Below are 13141 nucleotides of genomic sequence, written 5' to 3' on the forward strand. Positions count from 1 at the left end.
AGTTATGGGACAAAAGACAAATCCAATAGGAAATCGCCTTGGTATCATCAGGGGCTGGGATTCTAACTGGTATGGTGGAAACGATTACGGCGATAAACTTGCCGAAGATCACAAAATCAGGAAATATATCCATGCCCGTTTATCTAAAGCAAGTGTGTCTAAGGTAATTATCGAAAGAACCCTTAAGCTTGTAACCGTTACTATCACCACTGCCCGTCCCGGTATCATTATCGGTAAAGGTGGCCAGGAGGTAGACAAGCTAAAAGAGGAACTTAAGAAAGTTACTGACAAAGAGGTTCAAATCAACATCTTTGAAATTAAAAGGCCAGAGCTTGATGCTTACTTAGTAGGTACAAGTATTGCCCGCCAGATTGAAAGCCGTATCTCTTACAGAAGGGCTATTAAAATGGCTATTGCCGCTGCTATCCGTATGAATGCAGAAGGTATTAAGGTAATGATCTCAGGCCGTTTGAACGGTGCCGAAATGGCACGTTCTGAAATGTTCAAAGAAGGTAGGATTCCTCTATCAACTTTCAGGGCGGACATTGATTATGCACTTGCCGAGGCTCACACTACTTATGGTAGGATGGGTATTAAGGTGTGGATAATGAAAGGTGAAGTTTATGGAAAAAGAGATCTTTCTCCGTTAGTTGGAATGGACAAAAAACAGTCTAAACCTTCAGGATCTCAGGACCGTAACGACAGGCCACAAGGCGGCAGGCCAGGTAATGGCAGGCCAAATGGCGACAGGCCAGGTGGTGACCGTGCAAACCAACGCAAACGAAAGTAATTATTTTAAACTAAAGAAAAATGTTACAGCCTAAAAGAACAAAATACCGTAAGGTACAGAAAGGTAGAATGAAGGGCATATCTCAAAGAGGTCATGAACTTTCTAATGGTATGTTTGGTATAAAATCTTTAGATTCGTCTTTTATCACTTCCCGCCAAATCGAGGCTGCCCGTATCGCGGCAACCCGTTTTATGAAAAGGGAAGGTCAATTGTGGATTAAAATATTTCCGGATAAGCCTATTACCAAGAAACCTCTTGAGGTAAGGATGGGTAAAGGTAAAGGTGCAGTAGAATTTTGGGCTGCAGTTGTAAAACCAGGAAAAATAATGTTTGAAATAGGAGGAGTACCTTTATCTGTTGCAAAAGAGGCTTTACGTCTTGCAGCACAAAAGCTTCCTGTAAAAACTAAGTTTATTGTTGCTAGAGATTTCGAAGCATAATCACAATTCATTATGAAACAATCAGACATTAAAGATCTATCTGCAGCTGAGTTACAAGGTAAACTTGGTGAGTTACAGAAAACATATGCCGACCTAAAATCAGCCCATGCTATTTCTCCTATAGAGAACCCATTACAGATAAGAACTGTAAGAAGGTCTATCGCGAGAGTAGCCACTGAGCTAAGCAAAAGAGAGTTACAATAATTGTAGTCTGCTGAAAGATGGAAAAAAGAAATTTAAGAAAAGAACGAGTAGGTGTTGTTACTAGCAACAAAATGGAAAAATCCATAGTTGTTTCTGAAACAAGAAGAGTAAAACACCCGTTATATGGTAAGTTCGTGTTAAAAACTAAGAAATATGTTGCACACGACGAAACAAACAACTGTAACATTGGTGATACAGTAAAGATCATGGAAACAAGACCTTTAAGTAAAACGAAATGTTGGAGATTAGTTGAAATCATTGAAAGAGCGAAGTAATTATGGTACAACAGGAATCTAGACTAAAAGTAGCAGACAACACGGGAGCTAAAGAAGTTTTAACTATCCGTGTATTAGGAGGAACGAAACGTCGTTATGCCTCTGTTGGAGATAAAATTGTGGTATCTATTAAAGATGCAACACCAAACGGAAACGTAAAAAAAGGTGCAGTATCTACCGCAGTTGTTGTACGTACCAAAAAAGAAGTGAGAAGAGCCGATGGCTCATACATCAGGTTTGACGATAACGCTTGCGTATTGTTAAATGCTGCTGGTGAGATGAGGGGAACCCGCGTTTTTGGTCCTGTAGCAAGAGAACTTCGTGAAAAACAATTCATGAAAATTGTATCATTAGCACCAGAAGTGCTTTAATTGATTTTACAGATGACAAAGCTAAAGATAAAATCAGGAGACACAGTAAGAGTAATGGCCGGAGACCATAAAGGTACAGAAGGTAAAGTACTTCGTGTTCTTCGTGAAAAGAACAAAGCGATAGTTGAAGGCACTAACATGGTGTCTAAACACACTAAGCCAAGCGCTAAAAACCCTCAGGGTGGTATCGTGAAAAAAGAGGCTCCTATCCATATCTCTAACCTTGCACTTGTAGACCTTAAAACTAAGGAAACTACAAAAACAGGAGTTAGGAAAGAAGGAGATAAAAACGTGAGATTTTCAAAAAAATCTAATCAAGTACTATAGTGATGGCTTATATACCAAGACTAAAAGATGAATATAAGAGCAGGGTTATCCCGGCTCTTACAGAAGAATTTGGCTATAAAAACGTAATGCAGGTTCCTAAACTTGAAAAAATCGTTTTAAGCCGTGGCGTAGGTGCAGCTGTATCGGATAAGAAATTAATCGATCATGCAGTAGACGAGTTAACAAAAATTACCGGCCAAAAAGCGGTTTCTACTATTTCTAAAAAAGACGTTGCGTCTTTTAAACTAAGAAAAGGTATGCCTATTGGTGCTAAAGTAACTTTACGTGGAGAAAGAATGTACGAATTCCTTGATAGGCTAGTTACATCTGCTTTACCACGTGTAAGGGATTTTAGCGGAATCAAAGCTACTGGCTTTGACGGTAGAGGTAACTACAACCTGGGTGTAACTGAACAAATCATTTTCCCTGAAATTGATATTGATAAAGTTAACAAAATATCAGGTATGGATATTACCTTTGTAACTTCTGCACAAACAGATAAAGAAGCAAAGTCATTATTAGCAGAATTAGGATTACCTTTTAAAAAGAATTAAGATATGGCTAAAGAATCAATGAAAGCCCGTGAGGTAAAAAGGCAGGCTACGGTAGCAAAGTATGCAGATAAAAGGAAGGCTTTATTAGAAGCCGGAGATTATGAAGGCCTACAAAAATTACCAAAAAATGCTTCTCCCGTACGTTTACACAACCGTTGCAAACTTACAGGAAGACCAAGGGGCTATATGCGTCAATTCGGTATATCACGTGTTACTTTCCGTGAAATGGCCAATAATGGATTGATACCAGGAGTTAAAAAGGCAAGTTGGTAATTTAAGTTTTAAAAGGAAAAAAAATGTATACAGATCCTATAGCAGATTTTTTGACCAGGATTAGAAATGCAGTAAGGGCTAACCACAAAGTGGTAGAGATCCCTGCATCTAACCTGAAAAAAGAAATCACAAAGATTTTATTCGACCAGGGATATATTTTAAGCTACAAGTTTGATGACAACGCTGTACAAGGCACCATCAAAATAGCTCTTAAGTATGATAAAGATACTAAAGAGTCTGTAATTAAAGATATCCAGAGAATTAGTAAACCGGGTTTACGTAAATATGCAGGTGCTTCTAACCTTCCAAGGATCCTTAACGGATTAGGTATTGCAATTGTATCCACATCAAGAGGTTTGATGACAGGAAAACAGGCAAAACAGGAAAACGTTGGTGGAGAGGTAATTTGCTACGTATACTAATAAAAAGACTTATACGATGTCAAGAATAGGTAAAAATCCAGTAGCAATTGTGGCCGGTGTAACTGTAGAAGTTAACGGTAACATTGTTACAGTAAAAGGAAAAAAAGGCCAACTTACTCAGGAATTTTCAGATGTATCTGTTAAGGTAGAGGATGGCCAGGTAATAGTAGAAAGGTTTACAGACCATAAAGACGAAAGATCTAAACACGGTTTATACAGATCACTAATCAATAACATGATTATTGGTGTATCTGAAGGCTTTACAAAACAACTTGAACTTGTAGGTGTAGGTTACAGGGCTTCTAACCAGGGACAAAGACTGGATGTAGCACTTGGATTCTCTCACAACATCGTTCTTGAAGTAGTGCCGGAAGTTACTGTAGAAACAGTGTCAGAAAAAGGTAAAAACCCAATCATCAAATTGGCTTCTCACGATAAACAACTTTTAGGCCAGGTAGCTGCGAAAATCAGAGGTTTCCGCAAACCAGAACCTTACAAAGGAAAAGGTGTTAAGTTTGTAGGTGAGGTATTGAGGAGAAAAGCAGGTAAATCAGCTTAAAAATTAAGACTATGTCATTATCAAAATCTGAAAGAAGAACAAGGATAAAGTTCAGAATCAGGAAGATTGTAAGCGGAACTGCTGCTCAACCAAGACTTTCTGTTTTTAGAAGTAATAAAGAAATCTATGCACAAATCATAGATGACACAAATGGAGTAACTTTAGCATCAGCCTCTTCGAGAGAAGCAGGTGTTGCTAAAGGTACTAATATAGAAACCGCTGCAGCAGTTGGAAAACTAATTGCAGAGAAAGCTTTGAAAGCCGGTATTGAGACTATCTCTTTTGACAGAGGTGGATATCTTTACCACGGACGTGTTAAATCATTAGCTGAAGGCGCCAGAGAAGCCGGACTTAAATTTTAATAAATTATGTATCATAGTTATAAAAATGTAGAACTGGTAAAACCAAGCGGACTTGAATTAAAAGATCGTTTGGTTAGTGTAAACCGTGTTACTAAAGTTACAAAAGGTGGTAGGGCTTTCGGCTTTAGCGCAATTGTAGTTGTAGGAGACGAGAATGGTGTTGTAGGACATGGTCTGGGTAAATCTAAAGACGTATCTGAAGCTATTGCTAAAGCGGTAGAAGATGCTAAGAAAAACCTTGTGAAAATACCTCTGTCTGGTCAGTCTGTACCTCATGAGCAAAAAGGTAAATTTGGTGGTGCACGTGTACTGCTAATGCCTGCTTCTCATGGTACTGGTGTAATTGCCGGTGGTGCTGTACGTTCGGTTCTTGAATCGGTAGGTATACACGATGTATTGTCAAAATCTCAGGGATCTTCAAACCCTCACAATGTTGTTAAAGCTACGTTTGATGCATTACTTCAAATGAGGAGTGCAGTTACTGTTGCTAAACAAAGAGGTGTTTCTTTAGAAAAAGTATTTAAAGGTTAATCCAAAGGAAATCATGGGAAAAATTAAAGTAAAACAAGTAAAGAGCAAGATCAACTGCCCACAAACGCAGAAACTTACTCTTGAATCACTGGGCCTACGCAAAGTTGGTCAGGTTGTTGAGCACGATGCAACTCCTGCTATCCTTGGAATGGTAAATAAAGTTAAACACTTAGTTTCTGTTGAAGAAACTAACTAACAATTACAGGAAATGGATTTAAGTAACTTACAACCTGCTGAAGGTTCGGTTCACAATAAAAACAAGAGATTAGGCAGGGGCGAAGGTTCTGGTAAAGGAGGCACTGCTTCCCGTGGCCACAAAGGTGCTAAATCGCGCTCTGGTTACTCTAAGAAAATAGGTTTTGAAGGTGGTCAGATGCCACTTCAAAGACGTGTTCCTAAGTTTGGTTTTACAAATATCAACCGTAAGGAATATGCAGGTGTTAACCTAGACACGCTTCAGGCTCTTGTAGATAATGGCGTTGTTACAGATACTGTAGATTTTTCAGTACTTGTAGGCAGCCGTCTTGCTACTAAAAATGAAAAGGTGAAAATTTTGGGAAGAGGAGAGCTTAAGGCCAAACTTAAAGTAAGTGGCCACAAATTTACTGCTACTGCAAAAGCGGCTATTGAAGCTGCTGGTGGTGAAGTTATAAGTTTATAATCTAAGAAAGCCTTATGAAAAAATTTTTTGAAGCATTTGCTAATGTCTGGAAAATAGAAGAACTAAAAAACAGAATTTTAGTTACTTTAGGATTGTTGCTTGTGTACCGTTTTGGTGCACACGTAACCCTTCCTGGTATTGATGCTACAGGGCTAACAAATTTAACTAAACAAACCCAAGGCGGTATAGGCTGGTTAATCGATGTATTTACAGGTGGTGCGTTCTCGCAGGCATCTGTATTTGCATTGGGTATTATGCCATATATCTCTGCATCTATTGTGGTGCAGTTAATGGGTATTGCTGTTCCTTATCTGCAAAAATTACAGAAAGAAGGAGAAAGCGGCAGGAAAACGCTTAACCAGATTACACGCTGGTTAACAATATTAATTACTTTGGTTCAGGGTCCCGGTTATATTTATAACCTTTACAGGACGTTGCCAAGTGAGGCTTTCCTTTTGCCGTCGGATTCTTTCCCTTTCCTTTTCTCATCTGTAGTTATCTTAACAACCGGTACCATATTTGCTATGTGGCTGGGTGAAAAGATTACAGATAAAGGTATTGGCAATGGTATATCTTTATTAATCCTTGTGGGTATTATTGCGAGGATGCCACAGGCTTTTGTACAGGAGTTTACTTCTGTAGTAACAGAAAACAATGGTGGTCCGTTAAAATTGCTTCTTGAAATTGTTGTATGGCTTGTTATAATTATTGCTTGTATCTTAATGATCATGGCGGTAAGAAAAATACCTGTACAATATGCAAGGCGCACGGCTTCGGGCGACTTTGAGCAGGATATGTTTGGTGGTAACAGGCAATGGATTCCGTTAAAGCTTAATGCTTCGGGAGTTATGCCTATTATCTTTGCCCAGGCTATTATGTTTATACCTGCTGCATTAGCAGGACTTTCTAAGTCTGATGCGGCACAAACCATCACATCGAGTTTTCAAAATGTGTTCGGTTTGGCTTACAATGTAGTTTTTGCGTTATTAATTATAATTTTTACGTACTTTTACACCGCAATTACGGTACCTACCAATAAAATGGCAGATGACCTTAAGAGAAGTGGCGGTTTTATACCGGGCGTAAGGCCAGGTGTGGAGACCGGAGACTACCTTGATAAGATCATGTCATTAATAACGTTCCCCGGGTCGTTATTCTTAGCTCTTATTGCCGTGTTCCCGGCAGTAGTGGTAAGTTTCGGGGTTCAATCGCAGTGGGCATTGTTTTATGGCGGTACATCGCTGTTAATTATGGTCGGGGTTGCGATCGATACCATTCAGCAGATAAATTCTTATCTATTGAACAGGCATTACGACGGTTTGATGAAAAGTGGCAAAAATAGAAAAGCAGTCGCTTAATTATATTTATGGCAAAACAATCAGCAATAGAACAGGACGGATCGATCATTGAAGCATTATCAAATGCAATGTTCCGTGTTGAGTTAGAAAATGGGCATATAGTAATTGCGCATATTTCAGGAAAGATGCGTATGCATTATATCAAATTATTACCTGGTGATAAAGTGAAACTTGAAATGAGCCCTTACGATTTGTCAAAAGCAAGAATTACTTATAGATACTAATAGCTATTAAAATGAAAGTAAGAGCATCAGTTAAGAAAAGAAGTGCCGAGTGCAAAATAGTGCGCAGAAAAGGCAGGTTATATGTTATTAACAAAAAGAATCCTAGATTTAAACAAAGACAAGGATAATTATGGCAAGAATTGCAGGTGTAGATATACCTAAAAACAAAAGAGGAGTTATTGCTTTAACCTATATTTTTGGTATTGGTAACAGCAGAGCTAAAGAGATACTTGAAAAGGCTCAGGTTAGTGAAGATAAAAAGGTTCAGGAATGGAATGACGATGAAATAAGCGCTATTCGTGAAGCTGTATCTTACCTGAAAATTGAAGGTGAGTTGCGTTCTGAAATATCTTTAAACATTAAACGTTTAATGGATATTGGCTGCTACAGAGGAATCCGCCACAGAGCTGGTCTTCCGTTAAGAGGTCAACGCACAAAAAACAACTCAAGGACAAGAAAAGGTAAGAGAAAAACTGTTGCTAACAAGAAAAAAGCAACTAAATAATAAGTAGTATGGCTAAAGCAAGTGCAAAAAAACGTAAGGTTCTGGTAGAATCTACAGGCGAAGCTCATATTAGTGCAACCTTTAATAATATCATTATTTCTTTAACAAACAAGAAAGGTGAAGTTATTTCATGGTCGTCTGCTGGTAAAATGGGTTTCAGGGGTTCTAAAAAGAACACTCCTTATGCAGCTCAGATGGCTGCAGAAGACTGTAGCAAAGTTGCTATTGAAGCTGGCCTTAAAAAGGTTAAAGTTTACGTTAAAGGACCAGGTAACGGCAGGGAATCTGCAATCAGGTCTTTACACAATGGAGGAATAGAAGTTACAGAGATTATCGATGTAACTCCGCTACCACACAATGGTTGCCGCCCTCCAAAAAGAAGAAGAGTTTAATTAATAGTATAATATCGAACGGGACTAAGGTTATCGGAGGATGAGACCTGAATTCATAACCCCTGTTCACCTAAATTTTTAAAATGGCAAGATATACTGGTCCACAAACAAAAATCGCCCGTAAATTCGGTGAAGCGATCTTCGGAGATGACAAAGCCTTCGAAAAAAGAAATTACCCTCCAGGGCAACATGGTTTGGCTAAAAGGAGAGGTAAAAAATCTGAATATGCTGTTCAGCTAATGGAAAAGCAAAAAGCTAAGTACTCTTACGGTATTCTTGAAAAACAATTCAGGAACCTGTATGAAAAAGCGGCCGCCACTAAAGGTGTAACCGGTGAAGTACTTTTACAGCTTTGTGAAGCGCGCCTGGACAATGTGGTATACAGGATGGGTATTGCTCCTTCAAGAAGGGGTGCCCGTCAAATCGTATCTCACAGGCATGTTACAGTAAACGGAGAGTTGGTAAACATACCATCTTACCACCTTAAACCCGGAGATAAAGTAGCAGTTCGTGCAAAATCGAAATCGCTTGAAGTAATTACAACTTCTTTATCAAATTCTTCTCGTGTATACGAGTGGATTACCTGGAACAACGATACTCAGGAAGGTACTTTTGTTTCTGTACCTGCAAGACTTCAGATACCTGAAAACATTAAAGAACAACTAATCGTTGAGTTGTATAACAAATAATAATTGACATTAGTCGAACATATGGCAATATTTAATTTTCAGAAGCCCGATAAAGTTATCATGATCGATTCTACAGATTTTCAGGGGAAATTCGAGTTTCGCCCTCTGGAGCCTGGTTATGGATTGACTGTTGGTAACGCACTTAGAAGAGTTTTGCTTTCTTCATTAGAAGGTTATGCAATTACTTCAATTCGTATAGAAGGAGTAGACCACGAGTTCTCTACGATACCGGGAGTTGTTGAAGATGTTACAGAAATAATACTGAACTTAAAGCAAGTTCGTTTTAAACGCCAGATCGAGGATATTGATAATGAATCTGTTTCTGTATCTTTTACAGGAAAAGATCAGCTTACGGCAGGTGATTTCCAGAAATTTATTTCTGGTTTCCAAGTGCTAAACCCAGATCTTGTTATCTGCAACATAGACAGCAAAATAAACATTAACCTTGAACTTACTATTGAGAAAGGCAGGGGTTATGTTCCGGCAGAAGAGAATAAAAAGCAAAATGCAGCTATAGGTACTATATTTACAGATTCTATCTTTACTCCGGTAAAGAATGTAAAATATACAATAGAAAACTTCCGTGTGGAGCAAAAAACTGACTACGAAAAGTTAGTGTTTGAAATCCTGACAGATGGTTCTATTCATCCTAAAGAAGCACTTACTGAGGCAGCAAAAACACTGATTCACCATTTTATGCTGTTCTCTGATGAAAGAATAACACTGGAGGCCGATGAAATTGCACAAACAGAATCATACGACGAGGAATCGTTACACATGAGACAGCTCCTTAAAACCAAACTGGTTGATATGGATCTTTCTGTAAGAGCATTAAATTGTTTAAAAGCGGCTGAAGTTGATACATTAGGAGATCTTGTATCGTTCAACAAAAATGACTTAATGAAATTCCGTAATTTTGGTAAAAAATCATTGACTGAGCTTGATGAACTTGTTGCCTCTAAGAATCTACACTTTGGAATGGATTTAACGAAATACAAATTAGATAAAGAATAATCCGGTACCGACAGGTTAGGGTTAAATTACAATTCAGCAATGAGACACGGAAAGAAAATAAATCACTTAAGCAGGCAATCAGGCCACAGAAAGCTGATGCTTGCTAATATGGCATGCTCGCTTATAGAGCACAAGCGTATTAATACGACTGTTGCCAAAGCTAAAGCGCTTAAACAATACATTGAGCCTTTAGTAACAAAATCTAAAGCAGACACTACCCACAACAGGCGTATTGTATTTGCTAACCTTCGCGACAAATATGCAGTTACAGAACTTTTTAGGGAAGTAGCAGCTAAAGTTGGCGATCGTCCGGGAGGTTATACCCGTATCATTAAGCTTGGTAACCGTCTTGGTGACAACGCTGATATGGCTATGATAGAACTGGTAGATTTTAACGAACTGTACAACGCTACAGCTAAAGAAGCTAAGAAAGCAACTACACGTCGTAGCAGAACAGCTAAAAAAGCTGATGCTACTGCTCCTGTTGCAGCCGAGGCTCCTGCTGTTGACACAGACGAAAACAAAGAAGCTACTGAATAATCATGAATAAATGATTTTTCTATACTAAATTAAGGATAAACTTTTAAGTTTGTCCTTTTTTTTTGTAATACTTAATCGTTTTAGACTAAGGTAAATGCAAAAGTTTATCTAAGCTTTAGTATAACAATTTTTTACAGTAAATTTGTACACAGCACAACAACAAACAACTTAATGAAATATACTAACAGAGACAAGGCTATACTACTCCTTGCAGACGGCACTATTTTTTATGGTAAATCTATAGGCATAGAAGGTACCGTTTTTGGTGAAGTTTGCTTTAACACCGGCATGACCGGTTACCAGGAAATTTTTACCGATCCTTCTTACTTTGGCCAGATAATGGTAGCGTCTAACGCTCACATAGGCAATTATGGTACTAACAATGAAGAAGTAGAGGCAGATAACATTATGATATCCGGCCTTGTGTGTAAAAATTTCAGTTTCAACCATTCAAGGGTTAATTCTACTGAGGGATTAAGGACTTATTTTGAGGAGCAAAATTTAGTAGCTATATCTGATGTAGACACAAGGGCACTGGTAAGTTACATACGTGATAATGGCGCTATGAATGCTGCCATTTGTACCGAAAATTGCGATATTGAAGAGCTTAAAGCACGTCTTGCTGCTGTGCCGGATATGAAAGGTTTAGAGCTTTCCTCTAAAGTTTCTACCAAAGTGCCTTACTACATAGGCAATCCTGATGCAAAATATAAAATATCAGCATTAGACCTTGGTATCAAAAAGAACATTTTAAGAAACCTTGCCAAAAGGGATTGTTACATTAAAGTATTCCCTTATGATGCCGCTTACGAAACTCTTAAAGAGTTTAACCCGGATGGTTATTTTCTGTCTAATGGCCCCGGCGACCCCGATCCGCTTTTTGCAGCACAAGAAACCGCTCGCAATATATTAGCCGAAAACGAACCTGTTTTTGGTATCTGCCTTGGCCATCAGGTTTTAGCATTGGCAAACGGTATACCTACTTATAAAATGTTTAACGGCCACCGCGGTATTAACCATCCGGTTAAAAACCTGCTTACAGGCGAAGGGGAAATCACTTCTCAAAACCACGGTTTTGCAGTAGAAAGGGAAGCTCTTGAAAATCATCCTGATTTTGAAATTACCCATGAACATATTAATGATGGCACTGTTGCCGGCATGCGCATGAAAAGCAAAAACTGCTTTTCTGTACAGTACCACCCGGAGGCAAGCCCCGGCCCACATGACGCTACGTACCTTTTTGACCAGTTTATTGCAAACATTGAAAAAGGAAAACATAACAATTAAAAGAAGATATTAAAAACAACCAAAAAGCAATTTATGAGTATTATTATTAAAGTACACGCAAGGCAAATACTGGATTCTCGCGGAAATCCTACTGTAGAAGTTGATGTAATTACTGAAAACGGAATCCTTGGCAGGGCTGCAGTACCTTCTGGAGCATCTACAGGTGAGCATGAGGCAGTAGAGCTTCGTGATGGCGGTAAAGCTTATATGGGTAAAGGTGTTCTTAAAGCTGTAGAAAATGTAAACATAGCTCTTGCCGAAGAGATTGTGGGCATGTCAGTTTTTGAACAAAATGCTATTGATAAAGCGATGATCGACCTTGATGGCACACCTAACAAATCTAAGCTTGGTGCTAACGCTATTCTTGGTGTTTCTCTTGCTGTGGCTAAAGCTGCCGCTAACGAGCTTGGTATGCCATTATACCGCTATGTAGGTGGTGTGTCTGGTAATACACTTCCTGTACCAATGATGAACATCATTAATGGTGGTTCTCACTCTGATGCGCCTATCGCATTCCAGGAATTTATGATCTTCCCTGTTAAAGCTAAAAGCTTTACACACGCTATGCAAATAGGTACAGAGGTTTTTCATAACCTTAAAAAAGTACTTCATGACCGTGGCCTGAGTACAGCTGTGGGCGATGAGGGTGGTTTTGCACCTAACCTTGCCGGTGGTACTGAGGATGCTCTTGATACTATTAAACTTGCTGTTGAAAAAGCCGGTTACACGTTTGGCGATGATGTTAAGATTGCGCTTGACTGTGCTGCTTCAGAATTTTTTGTAGACGGTAAATATGACTACACTAAATTTGAAGGCGAAACCGGTAAAATACGTACCTCTAAAGAGCAGGCAGAATACCTTGCTGAACTTGCTACTAAATATCCTATTATCTCTATTGAAGATGGTATGCAGGAAAATGACTGGGATGGCTGGAAGTATCTTACTGAACTTATTGGCGATAAAACACAGTTAGTAGGTGATGATTTATTTGTTACTAACGTAGAGCGCCTTGCTAAAGGTATAGACTTAGGCATTGCCAACTCTATCCTTATTAAAGTTAACCAGATAGGTACCCTTACAGAGACTATTGCTGCTGTAAACATGGCTCACAATGCCGGTTACACATCTGTAATGTCTCACCGCTCTGGCGAAACTGAAGATAACACAATTGCCGATCTTGCTGTAGCGCTTAACTGTGGCCAGATTAAAACCGGTTCTGCTTCACGTAGCGACCGTATGGCTAAATATAACCAACTACTTCGTATTGAAGAGGAGCTTGGAGATATTGCTTATTTCCCTGGAGAAAAAGCATTCAAAATAAAAAAATAATACTGTATAAGTTTTATTTTAGGGCTGTCCGTAA

General features: G+C 38.8%; 24 protein-coding genes. All 24 read left to right on the plus strand.

The annotated features are described in order from the left end of the window. Positions 1–4 precede the first annotated feature (4 nt). The 24 genes from rpsC (at position 5) to eno (ending at position 13107) form a co-directional block, all read left to right on the plus strand. Entirely contained in the window at positions 5–790 is a 786-nt protein-coding gene (gene rpsC, locus F565_RS0112815; RefSeq protein WP_020213640.1) for a 30S ribosomal protein S3, read from the plus strand. Positions 791–810: 20 nt separating this feature from the next. Continuing rightward, positions 811–1230: a 50S ribosomal protein L16 gene (rplP, locus tag F565_RS0112820; RefSeq protein ID WP_020213641.1), complete on the plus strand. Its 420-nt coding sequence runs from the start codon at positions 811–813 to the stop codon at positions 1228–1230. 12 nt (positions 1231–1242) lie between these two features. Further along, complete coding sequence (rpmC, locus tag F565_RS0112825) at positions 1243–1434, plus strand: 50S ribosomal protein L29 (RefSeq protein WP_020213642.1); 192 nt, start codon at positions 1243–1245, stop codon at positions 1432–1434. Positions 1435–1451: 17 nt separating this feature from the next. Next, positions 1452–1709 (plus strand): 30S ribosomal protein S17, encoded by a 258-nt coding sequence (gene rpsQ, locus F565_RS0112830; RefSeq protein ID WP_020213643.1) that lies wholly within the window; start codon positions 1452–1454, stop codon positions 1707–1709. A 2-nt stretch (positions 1710–1711) separates the two neighbouring features. Next, positions 1712–2080, plus strand: coding sequence for a 50S ribosomal protein L14 (rplN, locus tag F565_RS0112835; protein ID WP_007803649.1), 369 nt, complete (start codon positions 1712–1714; stop codon positions 2078–2080). A gap of 12 nt (positions 2081–2092) precedes the next feature. Further along, entirely contained in the window at positions 2093–2407 is a 315-nt protein-coding gene (gene rplX, locus F565_RS0112840; protein ID WP_020213644.1) for a 50S ribosomal protein L24, read from the plus strand. Positions 2408–2409: 2 nt separating this feature from the next. After that, positions 2410–2961: a 50S ribosomal protein L5 gene (rplE, locus tag F565_RS0112845; protein WP_020213645.1), complete on the plus strand. Its 552-nt coding sequence runs from the start codon at positions 2410–2412 to the stop codon at positions 2959–2961. Positions 2962–2964: 3 nt separating this feature from the next. Further along, positions 2965–3234 (plus strand): 30S ribosomal protein S14, encoded by a 270-nt coding sequence (gene rpsN, locus F565_RS0112850; RefSeq protein WP_020213646.1) that lies wholly within the window; start codon positions 2965–2967, stop codon positions 3232–3234. A 23-nt stretch (positions 3235–3257) separates the two neighbouring features. Next, the gene (gene rpsH / locus F565_RS0112855) at positions 3258–3656 is read left to right on the plus strand and encodes a 30S ribosomal protein S8 (RefSeq protein ID WP_020213647.1); all 399 of its coding nucleotides are present in this window, start codon (positions 3258–3260) and stop codon (positions 3654–3656) included. A gap of 16 nt (positions 3657–3672) precedes the next feature. Continuing rightward, a complete protein-coding gene (gene rplF, locus F565_RS0112860) occupies positions 3673–4215 on the plus strand; it encodes a 50S ribosomal protein L6 (protein WP_020213648.1) in 543 nt (180 codons plus the stop codon). Positions 4216–4226: 11 nt separating this feature from the next. After that, the gene (gene rplR, locus F565_RS0112865; RefSeq protein ID WP_020213649.1) at positions 4227–4577 is read left to right on the plus strand and encodes a 50S ribosomal protein L18; all 351 of its coding nucleotides are present in this window, start codon (positions 4227–4229) and stop codon (positions 4575–4577) included. Positions 4578–4583: 6 nt separating this feature from the next. Then, positions 4584–5108: a 30S ribosomal protein S5 gene (gene rpsE / locus F565_RS0112870; protein WP_020213650.1), complete on the plus strand. Its 525-nt coding sequence runs from the start codon at positions 4584–4586 to the stop codon at positions 5106–5108. A 13-nt stretch (positions 5109–5121) separates the two neighbouring features. After that, on the plus strand, positions 5122–5304 hold the full coding sequence (gene rpmD, locus F565_RS0112875) for a 50S ribosomal protein L30 (RefSeq protein ID WP_020213651.1): 183 nt from the start codon (positions 5122–5124) through the stop codon (positions 5302–5304). 12 nt (positions 5305–5316) lie between these two features. Further along, entirely contained in the window at positions 5317–5769 is a 453-nt protein-coding gene (rplO, locus tag F565_RS0112880; protein WP_020213652.1) for a 50S ribosomal protein L15, read from the plus strand. A gap of 14 nt (positions 5770–5783) precedes the next feature. Further along, positions 5784–7127 (plus strand): preprotein translocase subunit SecY, encoded by a 1344-nt coding sequence (gene secY / locus F565_RS0112885; protein WP_020213653.1) that lies wholly within the window; start codon positions 5784–5786, stop codon positions 7125–7127. A gap of 8 nt (positions 7128–7135) precedes the next feature. Continuing rightward, positions 7136–7351: a translation initiation factor IF-1 gene (gene infA / locus F565_RS0112890; RefSeq protein ID WP_007136545.1), complete on the plus strand. Its 216-nt coding sequence runs from the start codon at positions 7136–7138 to the stop codon at positions 7349–7351. Positions 7352–7362: 11 nt separating this feature from the next. After that, the gene (gene ykgO / locus F565_RS22690; protein WP_073370549.1) at positions 7363–7479 is read left to right on the plus strand and encodes a type B 50S ribosomal protein L36; all 117 of its coding nucleotides are present in this window, start codon (positions 7363–7365) and stop codon (positions 7477–7479) included. Between the two features lie 2 nt (positions 7480–7481). After that, positions 7482–7856 (plus strand): 30S ribosomal protein S13, encoded by a 375-nt coding sequence (gene rpsM / locus F565_RS0112895; protein WP_020213654.1) that lies wholly within the window; start codon positions 7482–7484, stop codon positions 7854–7856. Between the two features lie 8 nt (positions 7857–7864). Next, positions 7865–8248, plus strand: a complete 384-nt coding sequence (gene rpsK / locus F565_RS0112900) for a 30S ribosomal protein S11 (RefSeq protein ID WP_020213655.1) — start codon at positions 7865–7867, stop codon at positions 8246–8248. A gap of 83 nt (positions 8249–8331) precedes the next feature. Beyond that, entirely contained in the window at positions 8332–8937 is a 606-nt protein-coding gene (gene rpsD / locus F565_RS0112905; RefSeq protein ID WP_020213656.1) for a 30S ribosomal protein S4, read from the plus strand. 21 nt (positions 8938–8958) lie between these two features. Beyond that, positions 8959–9951: a DNA-directed RNA polymerase subunit alpha gene (locus tag F565_RS0112910; RefSeq protein WP_020213657.1), complete on the plus strand. Its 993-nt coding sequence runs from the start codon at positions 8959–8961 to the stop codon at positions 9949–9951. A gap of 39 nt (positions 9952–9990) precedes the next feature. Then, positions 9991–10491, plus strand: a complete 501-nt coding sequence (rplQ, locus tag F565_RS0112915; RefSeq protein WP_020213658.1) for a 50S ribosomal protein L17 — start codon at positions 9991–9993, stop codon at positions 10489–10491. Between the two features lie 171 nt (positions 10492–10662). After that, positions 10663–11778, plus strand: a complete 1116-nt coding sequence (gene carA, locus F565_RS0112920) for a glutamine-hydrolyzing carbamoyl-phosphate synthase small subunit (protein ID WP_020213659.1) — start codon at positions 10663–10665, stop codon at positions 11776–11778. A gap of 33 nt (positions 11779–11811) precedes the next feature. After that, complete coding sequence (gene eno / locus F565_RS0112925) at positions 11812–13107, plus strand: phosphopyruvate hydratase (protein ID WP_020213660.1); 1296 nt, start codon at positions 11812–11814, stop codon at positions 13105–13107. The last annotated feature ends 34 nt before the right edge of the window (positions 13108–13141 follow it).

This window comes from Flavobacterium rivuli WB 3.3-2 = DSM 21788 (genome assembly GCF_000378485.1).
Classification (GTDB): domain Bacteria; phylum Bacteroidota; class Bacteroidia; order Flavobacteriales; family Flavobacteriaceae; genus Flavobacterium; species Flavobacterium rivuli.

Bases quoted from the DNA above. Each gene is read 5' to 3' on its own strand.
- rpmC (WP_020213642.1), top strand. From the start codon at position 1,243: ATGAAACAATCAGACATTAAAGATCTATCTGCAGCTGAGTTACAAGGT.
- rpsD (WP_020213656.1), top strand. From the start codon at position 8,332: ATGGCAAGATATACTGGTCCACAAACAAAAATCGCCCGTAAATTCGGT.
- ykgO (WP_073370549.1), top strand. From the start codon at position 7,363: ATGAAAGTAAGAGCATCAGTTAAGAAAAGAAGTGCCGAGTGCAAAATA.
- secY (WP_020213653.1), top strand. From the start codon at position 5,784: ATGAAAAAATTTTTTGAAGCATTTGCTAATGTCTGGAAAATAGAAGAA.
- rplP (WP_020213641.1), top strand. From the start codon at position 811: ATGTTACAGCCTAAAAGAACAAAATACCGTAAGGTACAGAAAGGTAGA.
- rplF (WP_020213648.1), top strand. From the start codon at position 3,673: ATGTCAAGAATAGGTAAAAATCCAGTAGCAATTGTGGCCGGTGTAACT.
- infA (WP_007136545.1), top strand. From the start codon at position 7,136: ATGGCAAAACAATCAGCAATAGAACAGGACGGATCGATCATTGAAGCA.
- rplO (WP_020213652.1), top strand. From the start codon at position 5,317: ATGGATTTAAGTAACTTACAACCTGCTGAAGGTTCGGTTCACAATAAA.
- rpmD (WP_020213651.1), top strand. From the start codon at position 5,122: ATGGGAAAAATTAAAGTAAAACAAGTAAAGAGCAAGATCAACTGCCCA.
- rpsM (WP_020213654.1), top strand. From the start codon at position 7,482: ATGGCAAGAATTGCAGGTGTAGATATACCTAAAAACAAAAGAGGAGTT.
- F565_RS0112910 (WP_020213657.1), top strand. From the start codon at position 8,959: ATGGCAATATTTAATTTTCAGAAGCCCGATAAAGTTATCATGATCGAT.
- rplX (WP_020213644.1), top strand. From the start codon at position 2,093: ATGACAAAGCTAAAGATAAAATCAGGAGACACAGTAAGAGTAATGGCC.
- rpsE (WP_020213650.1), top strand. From the start codon at position 4,584: ATGTATCATAGTTATAAAAATGTAGAACTGGTAAAACCAAGCGGACTT.
- eno (WP_020213660.1), top strand. From the start codon at position 11,812: ATGAGTATTATTATTAAAGTACACGCAAGGCAAATACTGGATTCTCGC.
- carA (WP_020213659.1), top strand. From the start codon at position 10,663: ATGAAATATACTAACAGAGACAAGGCTATACTACTCCTTGCAGACGGC.
- rplQ (WP_020213658.1), top strand. From the start codon at position 9,991: ATGAGACACGGAAAGAAAATAAATCACTTAAGCAGGCAATCAGGCCAC.
- rpsK (WP_020213655.1), top strand. From the start codon at position 7,865: ATGGCTAAAGCAAGTGCAAAAAAACGTAAGGTTCTGGTAGAATCTACA.
- rpsQ (WP_020213643.1), top strand. From the start codon at position 1,452: ATGGAAAAAAGAAATTTAAGAAAAGAACGAGTAGGTGTTGTTACTAGC.
- rpsN (WP_020213646.1), top strand. From the start codon at position 2,965: ATGGCTAAAGAATCAATGAAAGCCCGTGAGGTAAAAAGGCAGGCTACG.
- rplE (WP_020213645.1), top strand. From the start codon at position 2,410: ATGGCTTATATACCAAGACTAAAAGATGAATATAAGAGCAGGGTTATC.
- rpsH (WP_020213647.1), top strand. From the start codon at position 3,258: ATGTATACAGATCCTATAGCAGATTTTTTGACCAGGATTAGAAATGCA.
- rplN (WP_007803649.1), top strand. From the start codon at position 1,712: ATGGTACAACAGGAATCTAGACTAAAAGTAGCAGACAACACGGGAGCT.
- rplR (WP_020213649.1), top strand. From the start codon at position 4,227: ATGTCATTATCAAAATCTGAAAGAAGAACAAGGATAAAGTTCAGAATC.
- rpsC (WP_020213640.1), top strand. From the start codon at position 5: ATGGGACAAAAGACAAATCCAATAGGAAATCGCCTTGGTATCATCAGG.